Origin of the sequence: Flavobacterium sediminilitoris (assembly GCF_023008245.1) — a bacterium.
Taxonomy (GTDB): Bacteria; Bacteroidota; Bacteroidia; order Flavobacteriales; family Flavobacteriaceae; genus Flavobacterium; species Flavobacterium sediminilitoris.
Genome location: NZ_CP090145.1, coordinates 87,547 through 105,707 on the forward strand (window position 1 = coordinate 87,547; position 18,161 = coordinate 105,707).

The following is an 18,161-nucleotide window of genomic DNA, read 5'->3' on the forward strand; positions in this document are numbered from 1 at the left end:
CGGTTTTTTTGAAAAACGATTCAATAAAATTAACACAAATGCGTAAAATAAAATTAATTTGGGATTTTAGAGGTCAAGCTGCTGCTAAAACAGCCGAGCATCATGAAATTCATTTAAAAGAGTACATTGAAATTGAAAAACTTCCTTTAAATATCACTGGTTTTGATATTATTAATGAAATGCATGCTGTTGCATTTATAATAGTTGAAGAACAAAATATGATTGAAGTTAGAGATGCTTTAAAACCTCATCGTGGTGAAGTTTATACTTCCTAATTTGACATTTGCTTAATAAACTCTTTTGGTTTTATACCTTCATGTTTCTTAAATAGTTTTGTGAAATAATTTGGACTTGAAAACCCTAATTCATCTGCAATTTGATTAATTGTAAGTTTTCGTTCTACCATTAATCGCTTACTTTCAAGGATTACACGTTGTGTTATTAACTCTGTAACTGTTTTATTTACTGTTGCTTTTACAATTCTATTAAGATGCTTTAGAGTAATTGCCATTTTATCAGCATAAAAAGAAGGTGATTTTTCAGTTTTAAAATACTTTTCTAAAAGTTCATCAAACTGTTTTAATTTATAATTATAAATTGGTTTTTCCTGATTTGTTTCTGAAGAATATATTCTAGTTATTTCAATATGAATAACATCTAAAAGGTTTAACAACTTATCTCTTTTATATTGTTTATTATTTTTACTTTCATCAATCATTAAATCAAAATAAGGTTGTAAATGTCCTATTTCAGAATCAGATAAAAGAATTTCAGGATTATTTTTGAAAGATTGAAAAAAAGGATAATGTTCTATTCTTTTTTCTTTAAAATGAAGATTAAAAATTTCTTTCGAATAGAAAACAATATATCCATCAATATCAGGAGAAAGCTTCCATGAATGAATTTGCCCTGGTTGCATTAAAAACAAGCTTCCTTTAGTAATATCAAACGTATCAAAATCAATTGTATGCTTTCCTGTTCCATTAGTAAAAAGAACTAAAAGATAGAAATTGTGACGATGCAATTTTTCAATAAAGTGATGTTTTTTTAAATGCTCTGTAAAAGAGTTTACATATAAATTATTGTAAAAAATGTTTTGTTCAAAATTCTCTATTTCATAAACAGGATATTGTTTCATATAACAAATGTCTTTTTTGTACACTTTTTAGCGAATATACAAAACTTAGTAAAATGAATATTGATTTACTTTTGCATAAATTTATATACTATGAAAAATCTTATAATGAACCTTTTTAGCAATAAATGTCCAAATTGTAATAAAGGGAAAGTTTTTAAGAATGGTCTTATCAATTTTGGTTTTGGATTTCCTAAGATGAATGAAAATTGTCCGAATTGTAATTTAAAATTTGAAAAAGAGCCCGGTTTCTTTTTTGGAGCAATGTTTGTAAACTATGCTGTAGGTTGTGCAGAAGCTTTAATTACTTATTTTATTGCAGCTCCTTTTTTTGATAAAACATTTGATTTGCGAATTTTTCCAATAATTGGGATTGTAATTCTTTGTTTATCTATTACAAACATAAAACTATCGCGATTAATTTGGATCTATATTTTTAAAAATTATTCTAAATAAAAAAATTCCCCAATTATTATTTAATTGGGGAATTTTCTAATATGTAATCTTTCCTTATTTAATTAGCAACTTCAGATATAAATTTAATACGCATTAAACGTAGTTCTTCAATATCATATTCACCATCAAATTCTTTTAAGGCATCTTTTATATTATCTGATTCTGAATCCATATAATAATCATGAATTTCTTCTTGTTGATCTTCATCTAGGATATCATCAAGCCAATAGCTTATATTTAATTTAGTTCCTGAATAAACAATTTGTTCCATTTCTTTCAACAAACCATCCATATCTAAACCTTTTGCTTTTGCAATATCATCTAAAGCTAATTTTCTATCTACATTTTGAATAATATAAAGCTTTAATCCTGAATTTGCTCCGGTTGATTTTACTACTAAATCGTCAGGACGAATAATATCATTGTCCTCAACATATCTTGCGATTAATTCAACAAAATCTTTTCCGTATTTTTTCGCTTTTCCTTCACCAACACCGTGAATATTTCCTAATTCGTCAATAGATATGGGATATTTCAACGCCATATCTTCTAGTGATGGATCTTGAAAAACCACAAAAGGAGGAACACCTAATTTCTTAGCTACTTTTTTTCTAAGATCTTTTAGCATAGCCATCAAAGCTTCATCAGTTGTTGCAGATGATTTTGCTGCTGCAACAATGTTTTCGTCTTCTGCTTCACTATATTCATGATCTTCAGACATCATAAAACTTTCTGGCTTTTCAATAAAACCATGTCCTTTGTCTGTCAGCTTAATTATTCCGTATGTTTCAATATCCTTTTTAATGTATCCTGAAACTAAAACTTGTCTAATTAACGCCATCCAAAAACGATCATCAAAAGCTTTCCCTTTGCCAAATAATGGTTGGAGATCTATTTTATGCGCTTTTATTATGGCATTAACTTTACCATTCAATGCTAAAATAATTTCCTTTGCTTTAAACTGTTCTTTTGTATCCCTTATTACTTTTAATAATAGTTCTACTTGTTCTTGTGCCTCTACTTTTTTCTTAGGATTACGAACGTTATCGTCCATATCAGCACCTTCTCCTGTTTCTGAATCAAATTCTTCACCGAAATAGTGTAATAAGTACTTTCTTCTTGACATAGAAGTTTCTGCATAAGCCACCACTTCTTGTAATAAGGCAAAACCTATTTCTTGTTCGGCAACGGGTTTTCCAGACATAAATTTTTCTAGCTTCTCAATATCTTTATAAGAGTAATAAGCTAAACAATGTCCTTCTCCTCCATCTCTTCCGGCTCTTCCTGTTTCTTGATAATAACTTTCTAACGACTTAGGGATATCGTGATGTATTACAAAACGCACATCAGGTTTATCTATTCCCATTCCAAAGGCTATTGTTGCCACTACTACATCTACATCTTCCATCAAAAACATGTCTTGATGTCTCGCTCTTGTTTTAGCATCTAAACCAGCGTGATAAGGAACAGCACTAATACCATTTACTTGTAATAATTGTGCAATTTCTTCAACTTTTTTTCGACTTAAACAATAAATAACACCCGATTTTCCTTTGTGTTGTTTAATAAAACGAATAATATCAGACTCAATATTCTTCGTTTTAGGTTTAATTTCGTAATACAAGTTGGCTCTATTAAAAGAGGCTTTAAATGTGTTTGCATTTGGCATATCTAAGTTTTTTAGAATATCCTCTTGCACTTTTGGTGTAGCAGTTGCAGTTAGGCCAATAATTGGAATGTCACCCAGTTGTTTAATAATATTCCTCAAGTTTCTATACTCAGGTCTAAAATCATGCCCCCATTCAGAGATACAATGTGCTTCGTCAATAGCAACAAAAGATAGTTTTACTCCTTTTAAAAATTGAGTATATTCTTCTTTTGTTAGCGATTCAGGAGCTACATATAATAACTTGGTTAATCCTGAAGTAATATCACTTTTAACTTTGTTTATCTCCGTTTTAGTTAGCGAAGAATTTAGCACATGAGCAATTCCAGATTCTGAACTTAGTCCTCTAATAGCATCAACTTGGTTTTTCATAAGTGCAATTAGTGGAGAAACTACTATTGCTGTCCCTTCTAAAACTAGAGCAGGAAGCTGATAACATAATGATTTTCCACCGCCCGTAGGCATAATTACAAATGTATTATTTCCGTAAATGATACTGTTAACGACTTGTTCTTGAAGTCCTTTGAATTGGTTAAACCCGAAATATTTCTTTAATTCTTTGTGTAAATCAATTTCGTTTGGTTTCATTCTTTATTAATATGATTTTACCTAAATTTGCAATTATAAAGATACAATTTTCTTTAGAAATACAAAACATTAATATATTTTCTACTTTGGACACAACATCGACTATTTTAAACTCGGCAAAGAATACTATTTTAGCAGAAAGCAAAAGCATATCTGAACTTGTAAACTATTTAACTGATGATTTTGCTGAAGCCACAAAAATTATTTTTAATTCAAAAGGAAGATTGGTTGTAACTGGCATTGGTAAGAGTGCTATTATAGCTCAAAAAATTGTTGCAACACTAAATTCAACAGGAACTCCTTCTGTGTTTCTTCATGCTGCGGAAGCTGTTCATGGCGATTTAGGTATGGTATTACCCGAAGATGTTATTATTTGCATTTCAAAAAGTGGCAATAGTCCAGAAATAAAAGTTTTAGTTCCACTTTTAAAACGCTTTGGAAATACTTTAATAGGAATGACCGCAGATACTAATTCATTTTTAGGAAAAGAATCGCATTATATATTACATGCTTTTGTGGAAAACGAAGCTTGTCCTAATAATTTAGCTCCTACAAATAGTACAACAGCTCAATTAGTACTTGGTGATGCATTAGCTGTTGCCTTAATGGAATTACGCCATTTTAAAAGTGAAGATTTTGCAATTTATCATCCTGGTGGCGCTTTAGGCAAAAAACTTTTACTTAAAGTTAAGGATATGCTCGATACTACTCATACTCCGCAAGTTGCACCAGAAGCAAGTATCAAGAAAGTAATTATGGAAATTTCTGAAAAACGTCTTGGAGTAACTGCTGTTTTAGAAAATAAAGCTATAATTGGAATTATTACTGATGGTGATATTAGAAGAATGTTAAACAACAATGATACATTTACTCATTTGGTAGCTAAAGACATTATGACTAAAAATCCTAAACATATCAATTCAAATATTTTAGTCTCTGAGGCTTTAAATATTTTAGAAAACAATGCTATTACACAATTAGTTGTCTCAGATGATGGTATTTATAAAGGTATATTACATTTACATGATATTTTAAAAGAAGGAATTGTATAATGGGTAAGAAAAACATTAGTGAAATGTCATTTTTAGACCATCTTGAAGAACTAAGGTGGTTATTAATAAGAAGTACTCTTGCCATATTAGTTTGTGCTGTTGTTGCTTTTTTCTTTAGTAATTTCATATTTGATGAAATCATTTTTGGACCTAAAAGTCCCGATTTTATTACTTATCGTTTCTTTTGTGATTTATCACAAGATTTTGGATTAGATAAAAGTTTATGTATTACAGAAATTAATCTCCCGATTCAAAATAGAGAAATGGGTGGCCAGTTTTCAATACATTTATGGACTTCTATAACCGTTGGTTTTATATTTTCGTTTCCTTTTATATTGTGGGAAATATGGAAATTTATTAGCCCTGCTTTATATGAAACAGAAAAAAAATACGCTTCAGCATTTATCATAGTTTCTTCATTACTATTTTTTATAGGCGTATTGTTTGGATATTATGTTATTGCTCCATTATCTGTTCAGTTTTTTGCTAGTTACATTGTAAGTGCAGAAATTAATAATTCCATTGATATTACATCATACATTAGCTTGATGAAAACGTCAGCCGTTGCTAGTGGTTTATTATTTGAATTACCTATTATTATTTATTTCTTAACAAAATTAGGATTAGTTACACCTTCTTCTTTAAGAAAATACAGAAAATACACTCTTGTTATTGTTCTTGTTTTATCTGCAATTATTACACCTCCAGATGTAATTAGTCAAATTATTGTTGCAATACCAATAATGATTTTATATGAAATAAGTATTTTAATAAGTGCTGCTGTTATGAAAAAAGAAATTACAACAACCGATTTAAAAAAATATTAAAACATGTCTGATTTAGTAAAAGAATTCAATGATTATCGTGCTAAAATGAATGAAAAATTATTAGCTGATAATAACAAAGTGATTAAAAGAATCTTTAATGTAGACACAAATGCTTACATGGAAGGCGCATTAGACGTTAAAACGAAGGAACTTTTAGGTTTAGTTGCTTCTGCTGTTCTACGTTGTGATGATTGTGTTAAATACCATTTAGAAACATCATATAAGGAAGGCATTACAAAAGAAGAAATGATGGAAGCTATGGGAATTGCTACTCTTGTAGGTGGATCAATTGTAATTCCACATTTAAGAAGAGCCTATGAATTCTGGGAAGCTTTAGAAGAAACAAATAACTAATCGCTAAAAAACATATAAGGGATTCATATCTTCTTTTGAATTAAATCCTTTTCAGCCTAAACTAAATAATTGTTAATTCATTTATTTGTTTAATGGTTTATTTGTTTATTTGTCTAATAATATTAGAATTTATTTATTCTAACAATCTGAACATGAAATTAAGAGCAGAAAATTTAATAAAAACTTACAAAAAAAGAAGTGTTGTAAAAGGGATTTCTGTTGAAGTAAATCAAGGTGAAATCGTAGGTTTACTAGGACCAAATGGAGCTGGAAAAACAACTTCTTTCTACATGATTGTAGGTTTAGTGAAACCAAACAGCGGAAATATTTTTCTTGACGATATGAATATTACTAATTTCCCAATGTACAAACGTGCACAACATGGAATTGGTTATTTGGCTCAAGAAGCATCTGTTTTTAGAAAATTAAGTATTGAAGATAATATTTTAAGTGTTCTTCAATTAACCTCTCTTTCAAAAGCAGAACAAGAAGCAAAAATGGAAGCCTTAATTGATGAGTTTGCATTACAACACATTCGTACAAATAGAGGTGATTTACTTTCAGGAGGTGAAAGAAGACGTACTGAAATAGCAAGAGCGTTAGCTACTGATCCAAAATTCATTTTACTTGATGAGCCTTTTGCTGGTGTCGACCCAGTTGCTGTAGAAGATATTCAACGAATTGTAGCACAATTAAAGAATAAAAATATTGGTATTTTAATTACCGATCACAATGTACAAGAAACATTGGCCATTACTGATAAAACCTATTTAATGTTTGAAGGAGGAATTCTTAAAGCGGGAAAACCAGAAGAATTAGCAGAAGATGAAGTAGTAAGAAGAGTTTATCTAGGTCAGAATTTCGAATTAAGAAAAAAGAAAATCGATTTTGAAGCTCCAAAAACTACAATTATACATGGAAAAGGAGAAGTTTTGAAAAATGAAGAATAAAAAATTATTATAAAAGAGATTACTGAGAGGTAATCTTTTTTGTTTATACACCTTTTAAAGCACTTACTCATATTTAAGCCGAGAGCAATAATTTTCAATAGAAAATTCCACCCGATTTCCGCATTACACTATAACTTGTTACGATTAAAATTAAAATAGAACTTTAGTCTTTTTAAACATTAAACAAACAATGTTTAGACTTATATATCCTCATTCTAAAATTTACTACCTTTGCGTTTAATAAAAACATAACCTTAATACACACCAAAGTCAGGAAAATTTGAAGAGCGAGGAAAATTGTTATTGAACAACCTATTTATATTAGTATTCTCTGAATAATAATGCATTTTGTAGTAAAAAAACAACCTCGCTAAAAAGTCATTTAATAAGATTATTTTTAAAAAAATGAAGGCTGTGTAACAGCTACCAATCTTAGTATTTTTTTACTTTTCATTCTTTTAGAAATTTAATTATATTTCCATTATCTAATTTCAAGAAATACACTCCACCTGAAAAATTACTTATGTCAATTGCTTCATTTGTTCCAATAACCCCTTCTTTAATTTTTTCACCTAATAAATTATCAATACTAAAATTTTCATTCTTGTTTAACCCTGAAATTTTAATAAAATCACTACTAGGATTAGGGTATAATTTTATTTTATTTTGATTTATTGTAAATTCATCATTATTTAATAAATCACTGCCTCCTAACAGTCTTACATTGTCAATTAACCACGTATCTGAACCAGAACTGCTCCTAGCTGTTATTTTAATTTTTAATTGATTTATAGTCCCTGGAAATAATATTCCAACAGTACTGTATCCATTTTCTGTTGCCAACCCAGAATTTGTTGGCTGAAAAAGTACTTCATCAGTTGGTTGATAATCAACAATCGCAATTCCTGTTGCATCATAAGCCCAAAAACTATTATTATTTAAAGCACCCCTAATTCTTAATCTATTATAAAAAGTACTTCCATTATCGAGACTATATTCAACCAAAACATAATCTAGATTATCAGGTCCACCAGAAGAGCCATTTAAATTCATAGCAGCCAATTTAAATTCAAATAATATTTCATCATATACCGTAGGAATTGCTATGTTACTAAATTCTACTGTTAAACCAGCAGAAATTTGTGTTGTTTCCCAAGCTCTTGAATTATTAATCCCAATTGGACTATTTTCTGGTGCAGCCGAAGAGGCTGAAATACCACTATTATAATTTGGAGTACCTGTAAAAGTCCAAGTAGGTGTTGTTGGAGTAATTTCAAAATCTTGAATCGCTATTAATGTTTGAGAATGAATAGGAAGTATAAAAGACAAAAGAGCAATTAAAAAATAAAATTGTTTCATTTATAAAAAATTAAAAGTTATTTAGGCTTTAATGTTTTCTAACTTATTTATATGTCTCATAAAATCATACAAAACCAGCCTTTTTTAGATAATTGTATAACAAATACCACATTTATTAATTTTCAAATATAACTATAATTTGTTAATAAATTATCAAATATACTTCCCCTTTAAAAAGGTTTTGTGTCTTAAAAAATAAAAAATCCCTAAAACGAAAAATCATCTTAGGAATTAGCATTTAACTTAATATAGTAAAAAGAGCATTATAACAAGATACATCATTACTCAAAATGCTAAATATGAAAAACGAATGGTCAGAGTAAGAAGCAAAACAGTAGAACCTATATTAGGTACGTTGATTAATTTTCTGAATATGAAAAAAACACAGTCTAAATTATAGTTTTTTTTGCTCCTTTATGCATTGAAGTACAAAATCCTGTAATTATATCATTGTTTTTTTAAATCCAAATATTATCAGTTTGAATTAATTTTAGAACATTGTCTTTTGTTTTTTTTAAATTCTTTATTACTTGTTCCATAGTATTGTTGGTATAAGTGAGTTATTTCTATTACATTATCAATTTGCGTCTTTAGAATTTGATTTCCATTTTTAAATTCAGTAAAATTTTGTTTTCTATTTTGTAGAATGAACGATTTTTAATTTTATCCAGATTAATTTTATCTAATTGGAATAACTCCTTTATAAACTTTTCAGAGCCAAGAAATTGAAAATTATTTGGGTATTTTTTTAGGTTAGAGATTTTTGATATTTTTTCAAACTGATTTTTATCCCATTTCTTAGCGTATAAATAACATACTCTATTCGTAATTAAGCCTATTATCTGACATTTTCCATCTTTTAAGCGGATTTTATATGACTACTTTTCGGATTACAATATACTTTAATAAAATGAAAAACGGTTCAAGTTTGTACTTAAACCGCTATTGCATATACGCGTTGTTAGTAGCATACCCTTTTTGTCGTCAGTTGAAACGATTTTCATTCTCACTCAAATATTTCATAGCTTCTTTAACTGCTTTTTCAGAACTCTTTGGTTTGAAACCTAATTCTATCCGTGCTTTTGAAATGTCAAAGTCTTGTTGAAGTCCTGAAAACATTGCAATATCTTTGGTTGTGAGCAATGGTGCTTTGCCGCTTATTTTACTTCCTATTTCCATAAACCACGCAATTGTAAATAAAATTGCTTTTGGAACTGCCATAGGCATCTTAATTTTCAATTCTGGAAATAACTCCTGTGCAATTTTTGTCGTATTTTTTATTGATGTGCATTTTTCATTTGCTAAGATGTAACGTTCGCCATTTATACCTTTTGTTGCCGCTAAATAGCAACCTTCGGCAACGTCTTTCACGTCAATCCAATTTAGTGTGATATTGGTTTCAACAGGGATTTGTTTTTTCAGAATCAAGTAGATGATATTGTAAGAAACGTTTAGTGGTGCAAACGCTTCACTACCTATCATTGCTGAAGGCAACACGGCAACCAATTCAATGTTGTGTTTTTTTGCCAATTCAAATGCTAATTTTTCTCCGTCATTTTTTGAATTATAATACATATCTCTGCGGTCGGAATTATAACCGTAATTTTCTTTTGTGGGAATTTTGGAATAATCCAACGCTGCGATTGAGCTCACATATACAATTCGTTTTACGCCTGCTTCGGCTGCGGCTTCAATTTGCAGTTTTGTACCTTCAAGATTTACATCATAGATTTCTTTTTTCGGGTCTTTTGCCCAAAGTTTGAATGCTGCACCAACAGCATAAAAAACATCAACGTCTCGTAAAGCGTTTATCAAAGATTGTTTGTCTGTGATATCGGCTTGGACTACTTCGCAATTCAGTCCCGAAAAGAGTTCTTTGTTTTTAATGTTGCGAACTGAAGCTCGAACAGGAATGCCTTTTTCAATGAGCAATCTCACTAAGTTGTTACCAAGATGTCCATTTGCGCCTGTAACCAATGCTAAATTTTTCTGTGCCATATTTTAATGTTTAAATACGGAACAAAGTTCGAAATTGATTTTTCAAACACACTTCGCAAATGTTACTTAATAATTTCCTTTCGTATTCTACTCAAACTTTTTGGGTTCATTCCTAAAAACGAAGCAATATATTGCAACGGAACGTTGTGTAAAATGTGTGGATAGTTGTCAATGAGTTTTCGATAACGTTGTTCTGCCGTTAGTGATGCTAATTCTTTTGAACGATTGTCGTTATATGCAAGCGATTGTTGAAAAACCAAAATGCTGAAATCTTTAAACGCTTTACTTTGCTGTGTTAGCAAATCCAAATTGTCTTTGGTAATTCTAAGCAATTCACAATCCGTAATGCACTCTAAATTTTCGTTCGCCTTTGTTTGATTGATAAAGTTGAAATACGAAGTAATAAATCCAGGCGGACAATTTATGTGTGTTGTTACTTCATCTCCTTTGTCATTGTAATGAAACAACCGCACAAAACCCGAAACTATGAAGTAGAGATATTTTGGGATTTTTTTTTCTTCCTCAATAACTTTGTTTTTTGGTAAAAACACGGGTTCAAAATACTGTCTGCACCAGTCCGAGTCGTTGTCGGAAAGTGTTACATTTTGAGATATGAGTTTCAATAATTGTCTATGCATTTTGAAAAGTTTGAAAAATCTGTCTGCCAGTATCGGGTTCTACTAACTAGTTTATATGTATCATAAAATCATACAAAACCACTCTTTTTTAGATAGTTGTATAACAAATACCATATTTATTAATTGTCAAATATAACTATAATTCGCTATAAATCATCAAATATACTTCCCCTTTAAAGAGGTTTTATGTCTTAAAAAAAACAAGAAATCCCTAAAACGAAAAATCATTTTAGGGATTAGCATTTAAATAATATAGTGGCTTAAAGTAAACTACAAGTTCAATAACTATTATATTATTTACTCAGTTATTTTGTATTTAATATTTTTCTTTTTGGAAACCCCAGTTTCTAAGCTCTGCTTTATAAGAGTCTGGATAATTTGCTTTTATTTCATAATAAACTAAGTTTTTACTATTAAAATTTGTTAAAAATACACAATATAAATACATATATTTAAAAAGTAAAATAAAAATACTTACATATAAGTACATCTATTTTTAAAATATAAAAAATTATATATAATGTTTTTATGTTAGTAACTATAATAACCAAAAAACTATAGTCTTTATTCTACTGCTATTTGATGATTCTCTACTGCATCATCAATAAAAATTTTCAGCACATAAATACCTTTATTTAAGCCATTAACAGAAAATATAGCCTTATTATCTTTGATTTCAACTTTTGATTTTGAAATTCCCATTAAATCAAATAACTCACCATAAATTTTTGATGCTTTTTGAGTTTGATTATTTTTATCTCTTAATTCTATTGTAACTATATCTTTTGAAGGGTTTGGATAAATAGAAAAAGTGTTTATTGGAGAAGCATTTCTACTAATTTCCTCATCATCATTGTCTAACCAAAAATCCACCAGTTGTTCACTAGTCCCACAAGCATTAGTGGCAATTAATTTCATTGTAATTGTAAAAGGTGGACAAGCGGTAAATTGAGCAAAATCACCATTAGAATAAAAATTACTTGAAGAAGCTCCACCTGAACCACTTACATATTGCCAACTAAAAGTAGAATATGAATTTGTATTAGGATAATCTTTAGCTCTATAATTAAAATTACAAAATTCAACTCTATCAGCAGTATAGTGAGGCATTGATTTACCCACCCATATCGTTTTAGTCAAGGTTAAATTTCCACATCTTACATTATTATCACCTTTTAATAGTGAAATTGTTACTTGTCCTGAAGCATTAGGCAATGCCGTTAATGTTAAATTTTGAGTATTTATTCCAGTTGCCGTCACTAAATTTGATCCTTGGGTTATTGTCCAACTATTAAATGTTCCACCCTCAGGAGCCGTATAAGTTGCTGTTGTACAAAGTAAATTTAAACCTGATATTTGACTATCTGAGCACATATAAGTACAATCAAAAATATCACTATTTGTAGTTACATTATCTAATTCTGTTGCTAACCAGTTACCATTTCTAGTATTAAACGAAATGTGATTTTCATTAATACCGTTATTATTAAATGAAGTAGAAAAATTAACAAACGGACTATCTTTAGGTGCAGCAGTTGGTGTTAATGAATTGTATTTAACAAAATAATCATTATTGTTTAAAGCAACATTCCCTTTTCCTATATCTAAAGCACTAGGTGATGGAATAAAATTAAAATTAGGAGCAATTTGTGCGCTAATACCAAAACTAAAAAAAGCATTGCTAACGGATGAATTTTGAAAATTAAAAGGCACTGGATATTTACCACCAGGATAATAGTCATAAGATAATATTCCTGATGGATTATTATAACTTCTATCTGTTAGTGTAACATTAATATTGAATGCCCAAAATAATTTTTTTGTAAAAACTAACTTCCCTTTATATATTTGAGCAGTTGTACCTGCACTTGGTAATGCTTTTGCACTAAAATCCAAACTAAATTTACTATTTCCAGGTAATACTCCTAATAGCAAACCTGGCTCGTTAAATAAAATAGCCAAACCAATTGAAGCGATATCGTTTATCGCATTTAATGGTCCTAAAAGCTCTGTCAAGAAGCTAGTTAAAAAAGATGTTTTACCATAACCACTTAAAGAAAACAAGGTTGCATTAGGCAGAAATGACTGTGGATTTGCACAGTGACTACCATTACTAATTGCAATATTTCTAGTTTGCAATGGATACCCCAAGTTTCGTAACTCTGTTTGCCATGAATCAGTTAAGTTATTATCTTTTTCAAAGTTTGAAGCAATATTGTTTTTTAATAATTGCCTAGTACCTGGTGCATTTAATAAGGCCTGAATATCTTCAATAGTTACTGGGGCACCATCTTGTGGGTTAATATTCATGTCACCTAAAGGTGTTCCCACAAATTGATCTCCTAAATGTCTCGCAAAATACAATACACTTAAAGGAATGTTTGCTCCTTGGTGTGGTGCATCGTGACTAATATACAAACTAGTTTGATGATTCCAACTAGGAACTGAAGGATTATCTATTTGCTGGTTTTCCATATCACGCAAGGCATAACGTGCTATTACACCACCCATACTTTGTCCTAAAACTACATTAGGTGCAGTACCCACTTTTACACTATTTACCCATTTTATAATATCTTCTAATAGATAAGCATTGCGCTACAAATAATCTTTCCCCTGATTCCAATTGACGTAAATGATATCGTAAGTATTGATTTGTGAAGGTAATTCTAATCCACTATTTTGATTTACTTGTCTTAAAAAATCCGATAAAGCGTTTTCTCCCAATACATTTTCTATACCTAATAAACCACTATCAAAACCTTCTACTACAATTAAGGGTTTTGTAATGGTGCCGCAACCATTTGTATTTGCATAATCGATTTCTAGGGTCGCAGAATTGGCTTGCCCAAGATATTGACGAGTTCCATAAAATTCTACTTGGTCTATGCCAAATTGATTCACAGTACATGGCTGATTGATGGTTCTTTGTAAAGCAGTGTTAGAATTTGTAGGAGGTACTTCGGCATCTATTTGTATTTTGCTATGGCTATACAATACTTGATTGTTTGTTAACGTGAGTTTGTATTTCCATTCTTTAACTCCTGGTTGTGCATAGGACACTGTTTTTATTTGTCCAAAAGCAAGGGTTTGATAGCCTAAACCATCATTAAAATCTACAGCAATACTCTGCACACTGCTGCTTTGATTAGTGTACCACAAAGCGCTAGGTAGTTGCACTTCCATAGACAAACTATTGTATTTTAACAAGGGAGTTGTTACAGCAAATACTTGCTTTTCATCATAAGGATTTTGCCAAACCCCATTTACATATTTATCATACAATTTATTATTAGTAATGGTTACAAAGTTAGGAGAGGCATTACTTTTAAACTGATTGTATTTGTAATACAACCCACTTACTACTATTTTATTTTTTTGACGTAGATTGTCCCAATTCGTTTTAAAAGTTGTAGGATTTACTAAACCTGCAACGTTAGTTTGCACACGAGCCATTAAAAGAGTATTGTAAATTTCTGCATAAGTCCCTCTATGCACCAAATTATCAGTAGTTAACGTACCGTTATAAGCCGATAGTTCAGCAAATTCCATAGCATAATCTATTAATAATTTGTGAGGTATTTTGGTTTTATCAAGGTTTTGAAACGTATTGTTAATTTGTGTAGCATAATCGGTATTAACCGTTTGTGCGCTACTAAAATGGGTTACAAAAAGGCAAAGCAATAGAAACCCTTTACTAAAAAGGAAAAGTTTTTTCATAAATTATAGTTGTTTTAAATTTTTCAATTTGTGTATTGCACATCAAAACGACCGTCCCGTATTTGATGAAAAACACCTTGACTGTCAATTATATCAAACCAAAAAGTACCAGATATAATGTTATTAACTTGATCTAATTTGGTAATTTTTAGCTCACCAGTTTTATTAATAGATGTATAAGTAATAGATGTATTATAAAAAAAAGATCCATTTGCTTTTCCATCTTCTTGTTCTAAAAGAGGATAGATATTACCTTGAAATAATTCTAAATTTAAAGTACCTAAACCTATTGATATATAATTACTATTATCGTATCTCCTAGCTGCATCTAAACTAAAATAAAAACTACCATTAATTAATTGATATTGTGCATCAAGTGGATTACTTACATTTCCAGGTTTGAAAACAACTCCATCCAAAAGACAACCAAATGTATTTGCTCCTATTTGAGTAGCTTGTGGAAGTTGGTCTACTGGATTTGAAGGAGTGTCATCGTCTTTGTTACAACAACTTAAAGTGAAAGTAATAAGCAAAAGTAAAATTATTTTTTTCATGTTGTTTTTTTATAAATGTAAAGGATAATCTAAAAACAAAAAAAATCCTCAAAAGGATTTTTTGAATATTAAAATGATATGGAATACATGTATTTCACATCGAAAAATATTTAAAAGGTACATATAACATTCCAAAACATTCTCCATGTTCTTTTCCTAAATGTTTATGGTGTATTTTATGTGCTTTTCTTAATCCTACTAAATATTTATTTTTTGTATTCTTAAACCATTTAAATCGTTGGTGGATTAATACATCGTGAATTAAGAAATAGGCTATCCCATAACATAATATTCCTAATCCTATAAAAAACAAAATATTCAAAGTTGGATTTACTCCAAAATAGAATAAGGCAATACTTGGAATGGCAAAAATGATAAAAAAAGCATCGTTCTTTTCAAAAACACCATTATACTTTGGTTGATGATGGTCTTCATGTAAATACCATAAAAAACCATGCATTACAAATTTATGTGTAAGCCAAGTTACTGCTTCCATGAGTAAAAAAGTAACTAGAGTTGTTATAAAATAGAATAGAATAGTCATTAGGCAATAATATTTAATTGATAGCGAACGTATGATTTTCCCAAAATTAGTAATTTTAAAGGATTTGAAACGCGAATTCGTTTACTTAAAAACTCTTCTGGTTCGGTTTTATTTATTTTTTTCATTAAGCTTTTATAATATCTATACGCTGTATAAACTCCAAATTTTGCTTCTGTTGGTAATTTTAAAATTCCTTTAAAAGCTTCTTCAAAATCAGCGTTAATTTCGGCTACAATTTGTTTCTTATTTTCATTGGTTAACGAAGAAAAATTAACACCTGGAAAATAAATACGACCTAAATTTTCATAATCATGTTTTAAATCTCTCAAAAAATTTACTTTCTGAAAAGCAGATCCTAGTTTCATTGCACTGTGTTTTAATTCATTGTATTTGGTTTCATCACCTTTTACAAACACTTTTAAACACATCAAACCGACAACATCGGCAGATCCAAAAATATAGGTTTCAAATTCTTCTATTGAAGTATATTCTTTCTTTGTTAAATCCATTCGCATGCTATGCATAAATGGAGGAACTAAATCGTGCAAACCATATTGATGAACCACTTTTTGAAAAGCATTTAAAATGGGATTTAAACTTATTTTTCTATCCAATGCTTTTTGATATTCTTTTTCAAACTCATCTAATAAGGTTTCTTGTTCGTATCCTTCAAAAGAATCAACAATTTCATCTGCGCAACGAACAAATCCATAAATAGCATAAATTTCATCCTGAATATCAGGAGATAACATTTTTATGGCTAATGAAAAAGAAGTACTATACTTTTTCGTTATTTTTTTACTGCATTCTAAAGATGCTTGGTCAAATAATGCTTTCATTAGGAGAATTCTTTTATGATTTTTTGACTTACAATTTTTCCAGAGATTAATGAAGGTGGAACACCTGGTCCAGGAACTGTTAATTGTCCTGTAAAAAATAAATTTTGAACTTTTCTACTCTTTATTTTGGGTCTTAAAAATGCGGTTTGGGTTAATATATTTGCTAATCCATAGGCATTTCCTTTATAGGAGTTATAATCTTTTATAAAATCATTTATACAATATGATTCTACGAATATAATGTTTTCTTTAACTGATTGATTCGTTGTTTTTTCTAATCGATTTATAATTTTATCAAAATATTCATTTCTAATTTCTTGTGTATCTTTTAATCCTGGTGCAATCGGTATTAAAAATGTAGCTGCTTCTTTTCCTTCGGGAGCAAAAAAGGAATCTGTTATCGATGGAAAGCTAGCATAATATAATGGTTTTTTTGGCCATACTTTTGTGTCATAAATTTCTTTTGCATGTGCTTCAAATGGTGTATCAAAAAATAATGTGTGATGCGATACATTTTTTAATTTTTTATCAAATCCAACATAGAATAATAATGATGATGGTGCAAATATTTTTTTGTTCCAATATTTTTCAGAATACATTCTATCTTCTTCATTTAATAATTGTTCGGAATGATGATAATCGGCTCCGCTTAAAATGATATCAGCAAACTTGTTTTCATTATTAACACAAATTCCTTTTGCTTTCTTATTTTCAACTAAAATCTTAGTAACATTTGCATTCGTTACAATTTCAACACCTAATTCTTTTGCTAGTGTTTCTATTGCTTCTATCACGGCATACATTCCTTTTTTTGGATGCCAAGTTCCTAATCCAAAATCGGCAAAATTCATAAAACTATAGAACGAAGGTGTATTTGATGGTTTTGCTCCTAAAAATAAAACTGGAAATTCTAAAATTTTAATTATTTTTTCATTTTTAAATCGCTTTCTTACTTGTTGACTTATTGTAGAGAAGAATTGATTAACACGTACAATTGTTTCTGCATTTACTAATTCCAAAGGTGAATCGCCTGGTTTATATACCATTTTTTCTACTGCAATTTTGTAATTTTCTTGTGCTTCTTTAATAAAAGCACGTAGTTTTTCAGCACTTCCTTTTTCTATATTTTCAAAAGTGGATGCAATATCTTCTAAGTTATCTGAAATAGTAATTTTTTCATTCTCTTCGAAATATACTTCATAAGCTGGAGATAATTTTTCTAATTCATAATAATCGGATACTTTCTTCCCAAAATCATTGAAAAATTTCTCAAAGACATCTGGCATCCAATACCATGTTGGTCCAATATCAAAATGAAAGCCTTCTTTTGATAATCTTCTTGCTCTTCCTCCTACTGTTTCATTTTTTTCAAAAACAGTAACTTCATTTCCTGCTTTTGCTAAATAGCAAGCTGCCGAAAGTGATGCAAATCCTGAGCCAATTATTATGATTTTATTATTCATTAATTATCGGTTTTATAC

Annotated in this window: 17 protein-coding genes; 6 read left to right on the top strand and 11 right to left on the bottom strand. The window is 29.6% G+C overall.

The window, feature by feature from the left end:
* Nucleotides 1-38 precede the first annotated feature (38 nt).
* Nucleotides 39-275 carry a hypothetical protein gene (locus LXD69_RS00405; protein ID WP_246916582.1) on the top strand — a complete coding sequence of 79 codons (237 nt, stop codon included), beginning with the start codon at nt 39-41 and terminating at the stop codon, nt 273-275.
* Here LXD69_RS00405 and LXD69_RS00410 read toward each other — a convergent pair.
* On the bottom strand, nt 272-1,138 hold the full coding sequence (locus LXD69_RS00410) for an AraC family transcriptional regulator (RefSeq protein WP_246916584.1): 867 nt from the start codon (nt 1,136-1,138) through the stop codon (nt 272-274). The two genes, LXD69_RS00405 and LXD69_RS00410, sit on opposite strands and share 4 nt — an antisense overlap.
* A 90-nt stretch (nt 1,139-1,228) precedes the next feature.
* Between LXD69_RS00410 and LXD69_RS00415 the strand changes: the two genes are divergently transcribed.
* Nucleotides 1,229-1,591, top strand: coding sequence for a DUF983 domain-containing protein (locus tag LXD69_RS00415; RefSeq protein WP_045972639.1), 363 nt, complete (start codon nt 1,229-1,231; stop codon nt 1,589-1,591).
* A gap of 58 nt (nt 1,592-1,649) precedes the next feature.
* Here LXD69_RS00415 and recQ read toward each other — a convergent pair whose 3' ends face one another.
* Nucleotides 1,650-3,845 (bottom strand): DNA helicase RecQ, encoded by a 2,196-nt coding sequence (recQ, locus tag LXD69_RS00420; RefSeq protein ID WP_045972641.1) that lies wholly within the window; start codon nt 3,843-3,845, stop codon nt 1,650-1,652.
* A gap of 86 nt (nt 3,846-3,931) precedes the next feature.
* Here recQ and LXD69_RS00425 point away from each other — a divergent pair, with 86 nt between their 5' ends.
* The 4 genes from LXD69_RS00425 to lptB all read left to right on the top strand — a co-directional run bounded on the left by LXD69_RS00425 (nt 3,932) and on the right by lptB (nt 7,028).
* On the top strand, nt 3,932-4,897 hold the full coding sequence (locus LXD69_RS00425; protein WP_045972835.1) for a KpsF/GutQ family sugar-phosphate isomerase: 966 nt from the start codon (nt 3,932-3,934) through the stop codon (nt 4,895-4,897).
* Nucleotides 4,897-5,724 carry a twin-arginine translocase subunit TatC gene (gene tatC, locus LXD69_RS00430; RefSeq protein WP_045972643.1) on the top strand — a complete coding sequence of 276 codons (828 nt, stop codon included), beginning with the start codon at nt 4,897-4,899 and terminating at the stop codon, nt 5,722-5,724. The genes LXD69_RS00425 and tatC overlap by 1 nt, the downstream gene beginning before the upstream one ends.
* 3 nt (nt 5,725-5,727) lie before the next feature.
* The gene (locus tag LXD69_RS00435) at nt 5,728-6,078 is read left to right on the top strand and encodes a carboxymuconolactone decarboxylase family protein (RefSeq protein ID WP_045972645.1); all 351 of its coding nucleotides are present in this window, start codon (nt 5,728-5,730) and stop codon (nt 6,076-6,078) included.
* A gap of 152 nt (nt 6,079-6,230) precedes the next feature.
* Complete coding sequence (gene lptB, locus LXD69_RS00440) at nt 6,231-7,028, top strand: LPS export ABC transporter ATP-binding protein (protein ID WP_045972647.1); 798 nt, start codon at nt 6,231-6,233, stop codon at nt 7,026-7,028.
* 450 nt (nt 7,029-7,478) lie between these two features.
* On the opposite strand, the gene LXD69_RS00445 is transcribed toward lptB, so the two are convergent.
* The 9 genes from LXD69_RS00445 to LXD69_RS00485 form a co-directional block, all read right to left on the bottom strand.
* Entirely contained in the window at nt 7,479-8,387 is a 909-nt protein-coding gene (locus LXD69_RS00445; protein ID WP_246916586.1) for a T9SS type A sorting domain-containing protein, read from the bottom strand.
* Between the two features lie 984 nt (nt 8,388-9,371).
* Entirely contained in the window at nt 9,372-10,385 is a 1,014-nt protein-coding gene (locus tag LXD69_RS00450; RefSeq protein ID WP_246916588.1) for an NAD-dependent epimerase/dehydratase family protein, read from the bottom strand.
* A gap of 62 nt (nt 10,386-10,447) precedes the next feature.
* Entirely contained in the window at nt 10,448-11,023 is a 576-nt protein-coding gene (locus tag LXD69_RS00455) for a Crp/Fnr family transcriptional regulator (protein WP_246916590.1), read from the bottom strand.
* 564 nt (nt 11,024-11,587) lie between these two features.
* The gene (locus LXD69_RS00460; protein ID WP_246916592.1) at nt 11,588-13,570 is read right to left on the bottom strand and encodes a T9SS type A sorting domain-containing protein; all 1,983 of its coding nucleotides are present in this window, start codon (nt 13,568-13,570) and stop codon (nt 11,588-11,590) included.
* Between the two features lie 51 nt (nt 13,571-13,621).
* Nucleotides 13,622-14,743: a hypothetical protein gene (locus LXD69_RS00465; RefSeq protein WP_246916594.1), complete on the bottom strand. Its 1,122-nt coding sequence runs from the start codon at nt 14,741-14,743 to the stop codon at nt 13,622-13,624.
* Between the two features lie 23 nt (nt 14,744-14,766).
* Nucleotides 14,767-15,297 (bottom strand): hypothetical protein, encoded by a 531-nt coding sequence (locus LXD69_RS00470; RefSeq protein WP_246916596.1) that lies wholly within the window; start codon nt 15,295-15,297, stop codon nt 14,767-14,769.
* Between the two features lie 94 nt (nt 15,298-15,391).
* On the bottom strand, nt 15,392-15,841 hold the full coding sequence (locus tag LXD69_RS00475; RefSeq protein ID WP_045972653.1) for a sterol desaturase family protein: 450 nt from the start codon (nt 15,839-15,841) through the stop codon (nt 15,392-15,394).
* A complete protein-coding gene (locus LXD69_RS00480; RefSeq protein WP_246916598.1) occupies nt 15,841-16,680 on the bottom strand; it encodes a phytoene/squalene synthase family protein in 840 nt (279 codons plus the stop codon). Before LXD69_RS00480 ends, LXD69_RS00475 begins: the two co-directional genes overlap by 1 nt.
* Nucleotides 16,680-18,143 carry a phytoene desaturase family protein gene (locus LXD69_RS00485; RefSeq protein ID WP_246916600.1) on the bottom strand — a complete coding sequence of 488 codons (1,464 nt, stop codon included), beginning with the start codon at nt 18,141-18,143 and terminating at the stop codon, nt 16,680-16,682. The genes LXD69_RS00480 and LXD69_RS00485 overlap by 1 nt, the downstream gene beginning before the upstream one ends.
* Nucleotides 18,144-18,161: the final 18 nt, after the last annotated feature.

Excerpts from the sequence above, each read along its gene's own strand:
- LXD69_RS00405 (WP_246916582.1), top strand. The coding sequence starts at position 39 with ATGCGTAAAATAAAATTAATTTGGGATTTTAGAGGTCAAGCTGCTGCT.
- LXD69_RS00410 (WP_246916584.1), bottom strand. The coding sequence starts at position 1,138 with ATGAAACAATATCCTGTTTATGAAATAGAGAATTTTGAACAAAACATT.
- LXD69_RS00415 (WP_045972639.1), top strand. The coding sequence starts at position 1,229 with ATGAAAAATCTTATAATGAACCTTTTTAGCAATAAATGTCCAAATTGT.
- recQ (WP_045972641.1), bottom strand. The coding sequence starts at position 3,845 with ATGAAACCAAACGAAATTGATTTACACAAAGAATTAAAGAAATATTTC.
- tatC (WP_045972643.1), top strand. The coding sequence starts at position 4,897 with ATGGGTAAGAAAAACATTAGTGAAATGTCATTTTTAGACCATCTTGAA.
- LXD69_RS00435 (WP_045972645.1), top strand. The coding sequence starts at position 5,728 with ATGTCTGATTTAGTAAAAGAATTCAATGATTATCGTGCTAAAATGAAT.
- lptB (WP_045972647.1), top strand. The coding sequence starts at position 6,231 with ATGAAATTAAGAGCAGAAAATTTAATAAAAACTTACAAAAAAAGAAGT.
- LXD69_RS00445 (WP_246916586.1), bottom strand. The coding sequence starts at position 8,387 with ATGAAACAATTTTATTTTTTAATTGCTCTTTTGTCTTTTATACTTCCT.
- LXD69_RS00450 (WP_246916588.1), bottom strand. The coding sequence starts at position 10,385 with ATGGCACAGAAAAATTTAGCATTGGTTACAGGCGCAAATGGACATCTT.
- LXD69_RS00455 (WP_246916590.1), bottom strand. The coding sequence starts at position 11,023 with ATGCATAGACAATTATTGAAACTCATATCTCAAAATGTAACACTTTCC.
- LXD69_RS00465 (WP_246916594.1), bottom strand. The coding sequence starts at position 14,743 with ATGAAAAAACTTTTCCTTTTTAGTAAAGGGTTTCTATTGCTTTGCCTT.
- LXD69_RS00470 (WP_246916596.1), bottom strand. The coding sequence starts at position 15,297 with ATGAAAAAAATAATTTTACTTTTGCTTATTACTTTCACTTTAAGTTGT.
- LXD69_RS00475 (WP_045972653.1), bottom strand. The coding sequence starts at position 15,841 with ATGACTATTCTATTCTATTTTATAACAACTCTAGTTACTTTTTTACTC.
- LXD69_RS00480 (WP_246916598.1), bottom strand. The coding sequence starts at position 16,680 with ATGAAAGCATTATTTGACCAAGCATCTTTAGAATGCAGTAAAAAAATA.
- LXD69_RS00485 (WP_246916600.1), bottom strand. The coding sequence starts at position 18,143 with ATGAATAATAAAATCATAATAATTGGCTCAGGATTTGCATCACTTTCG.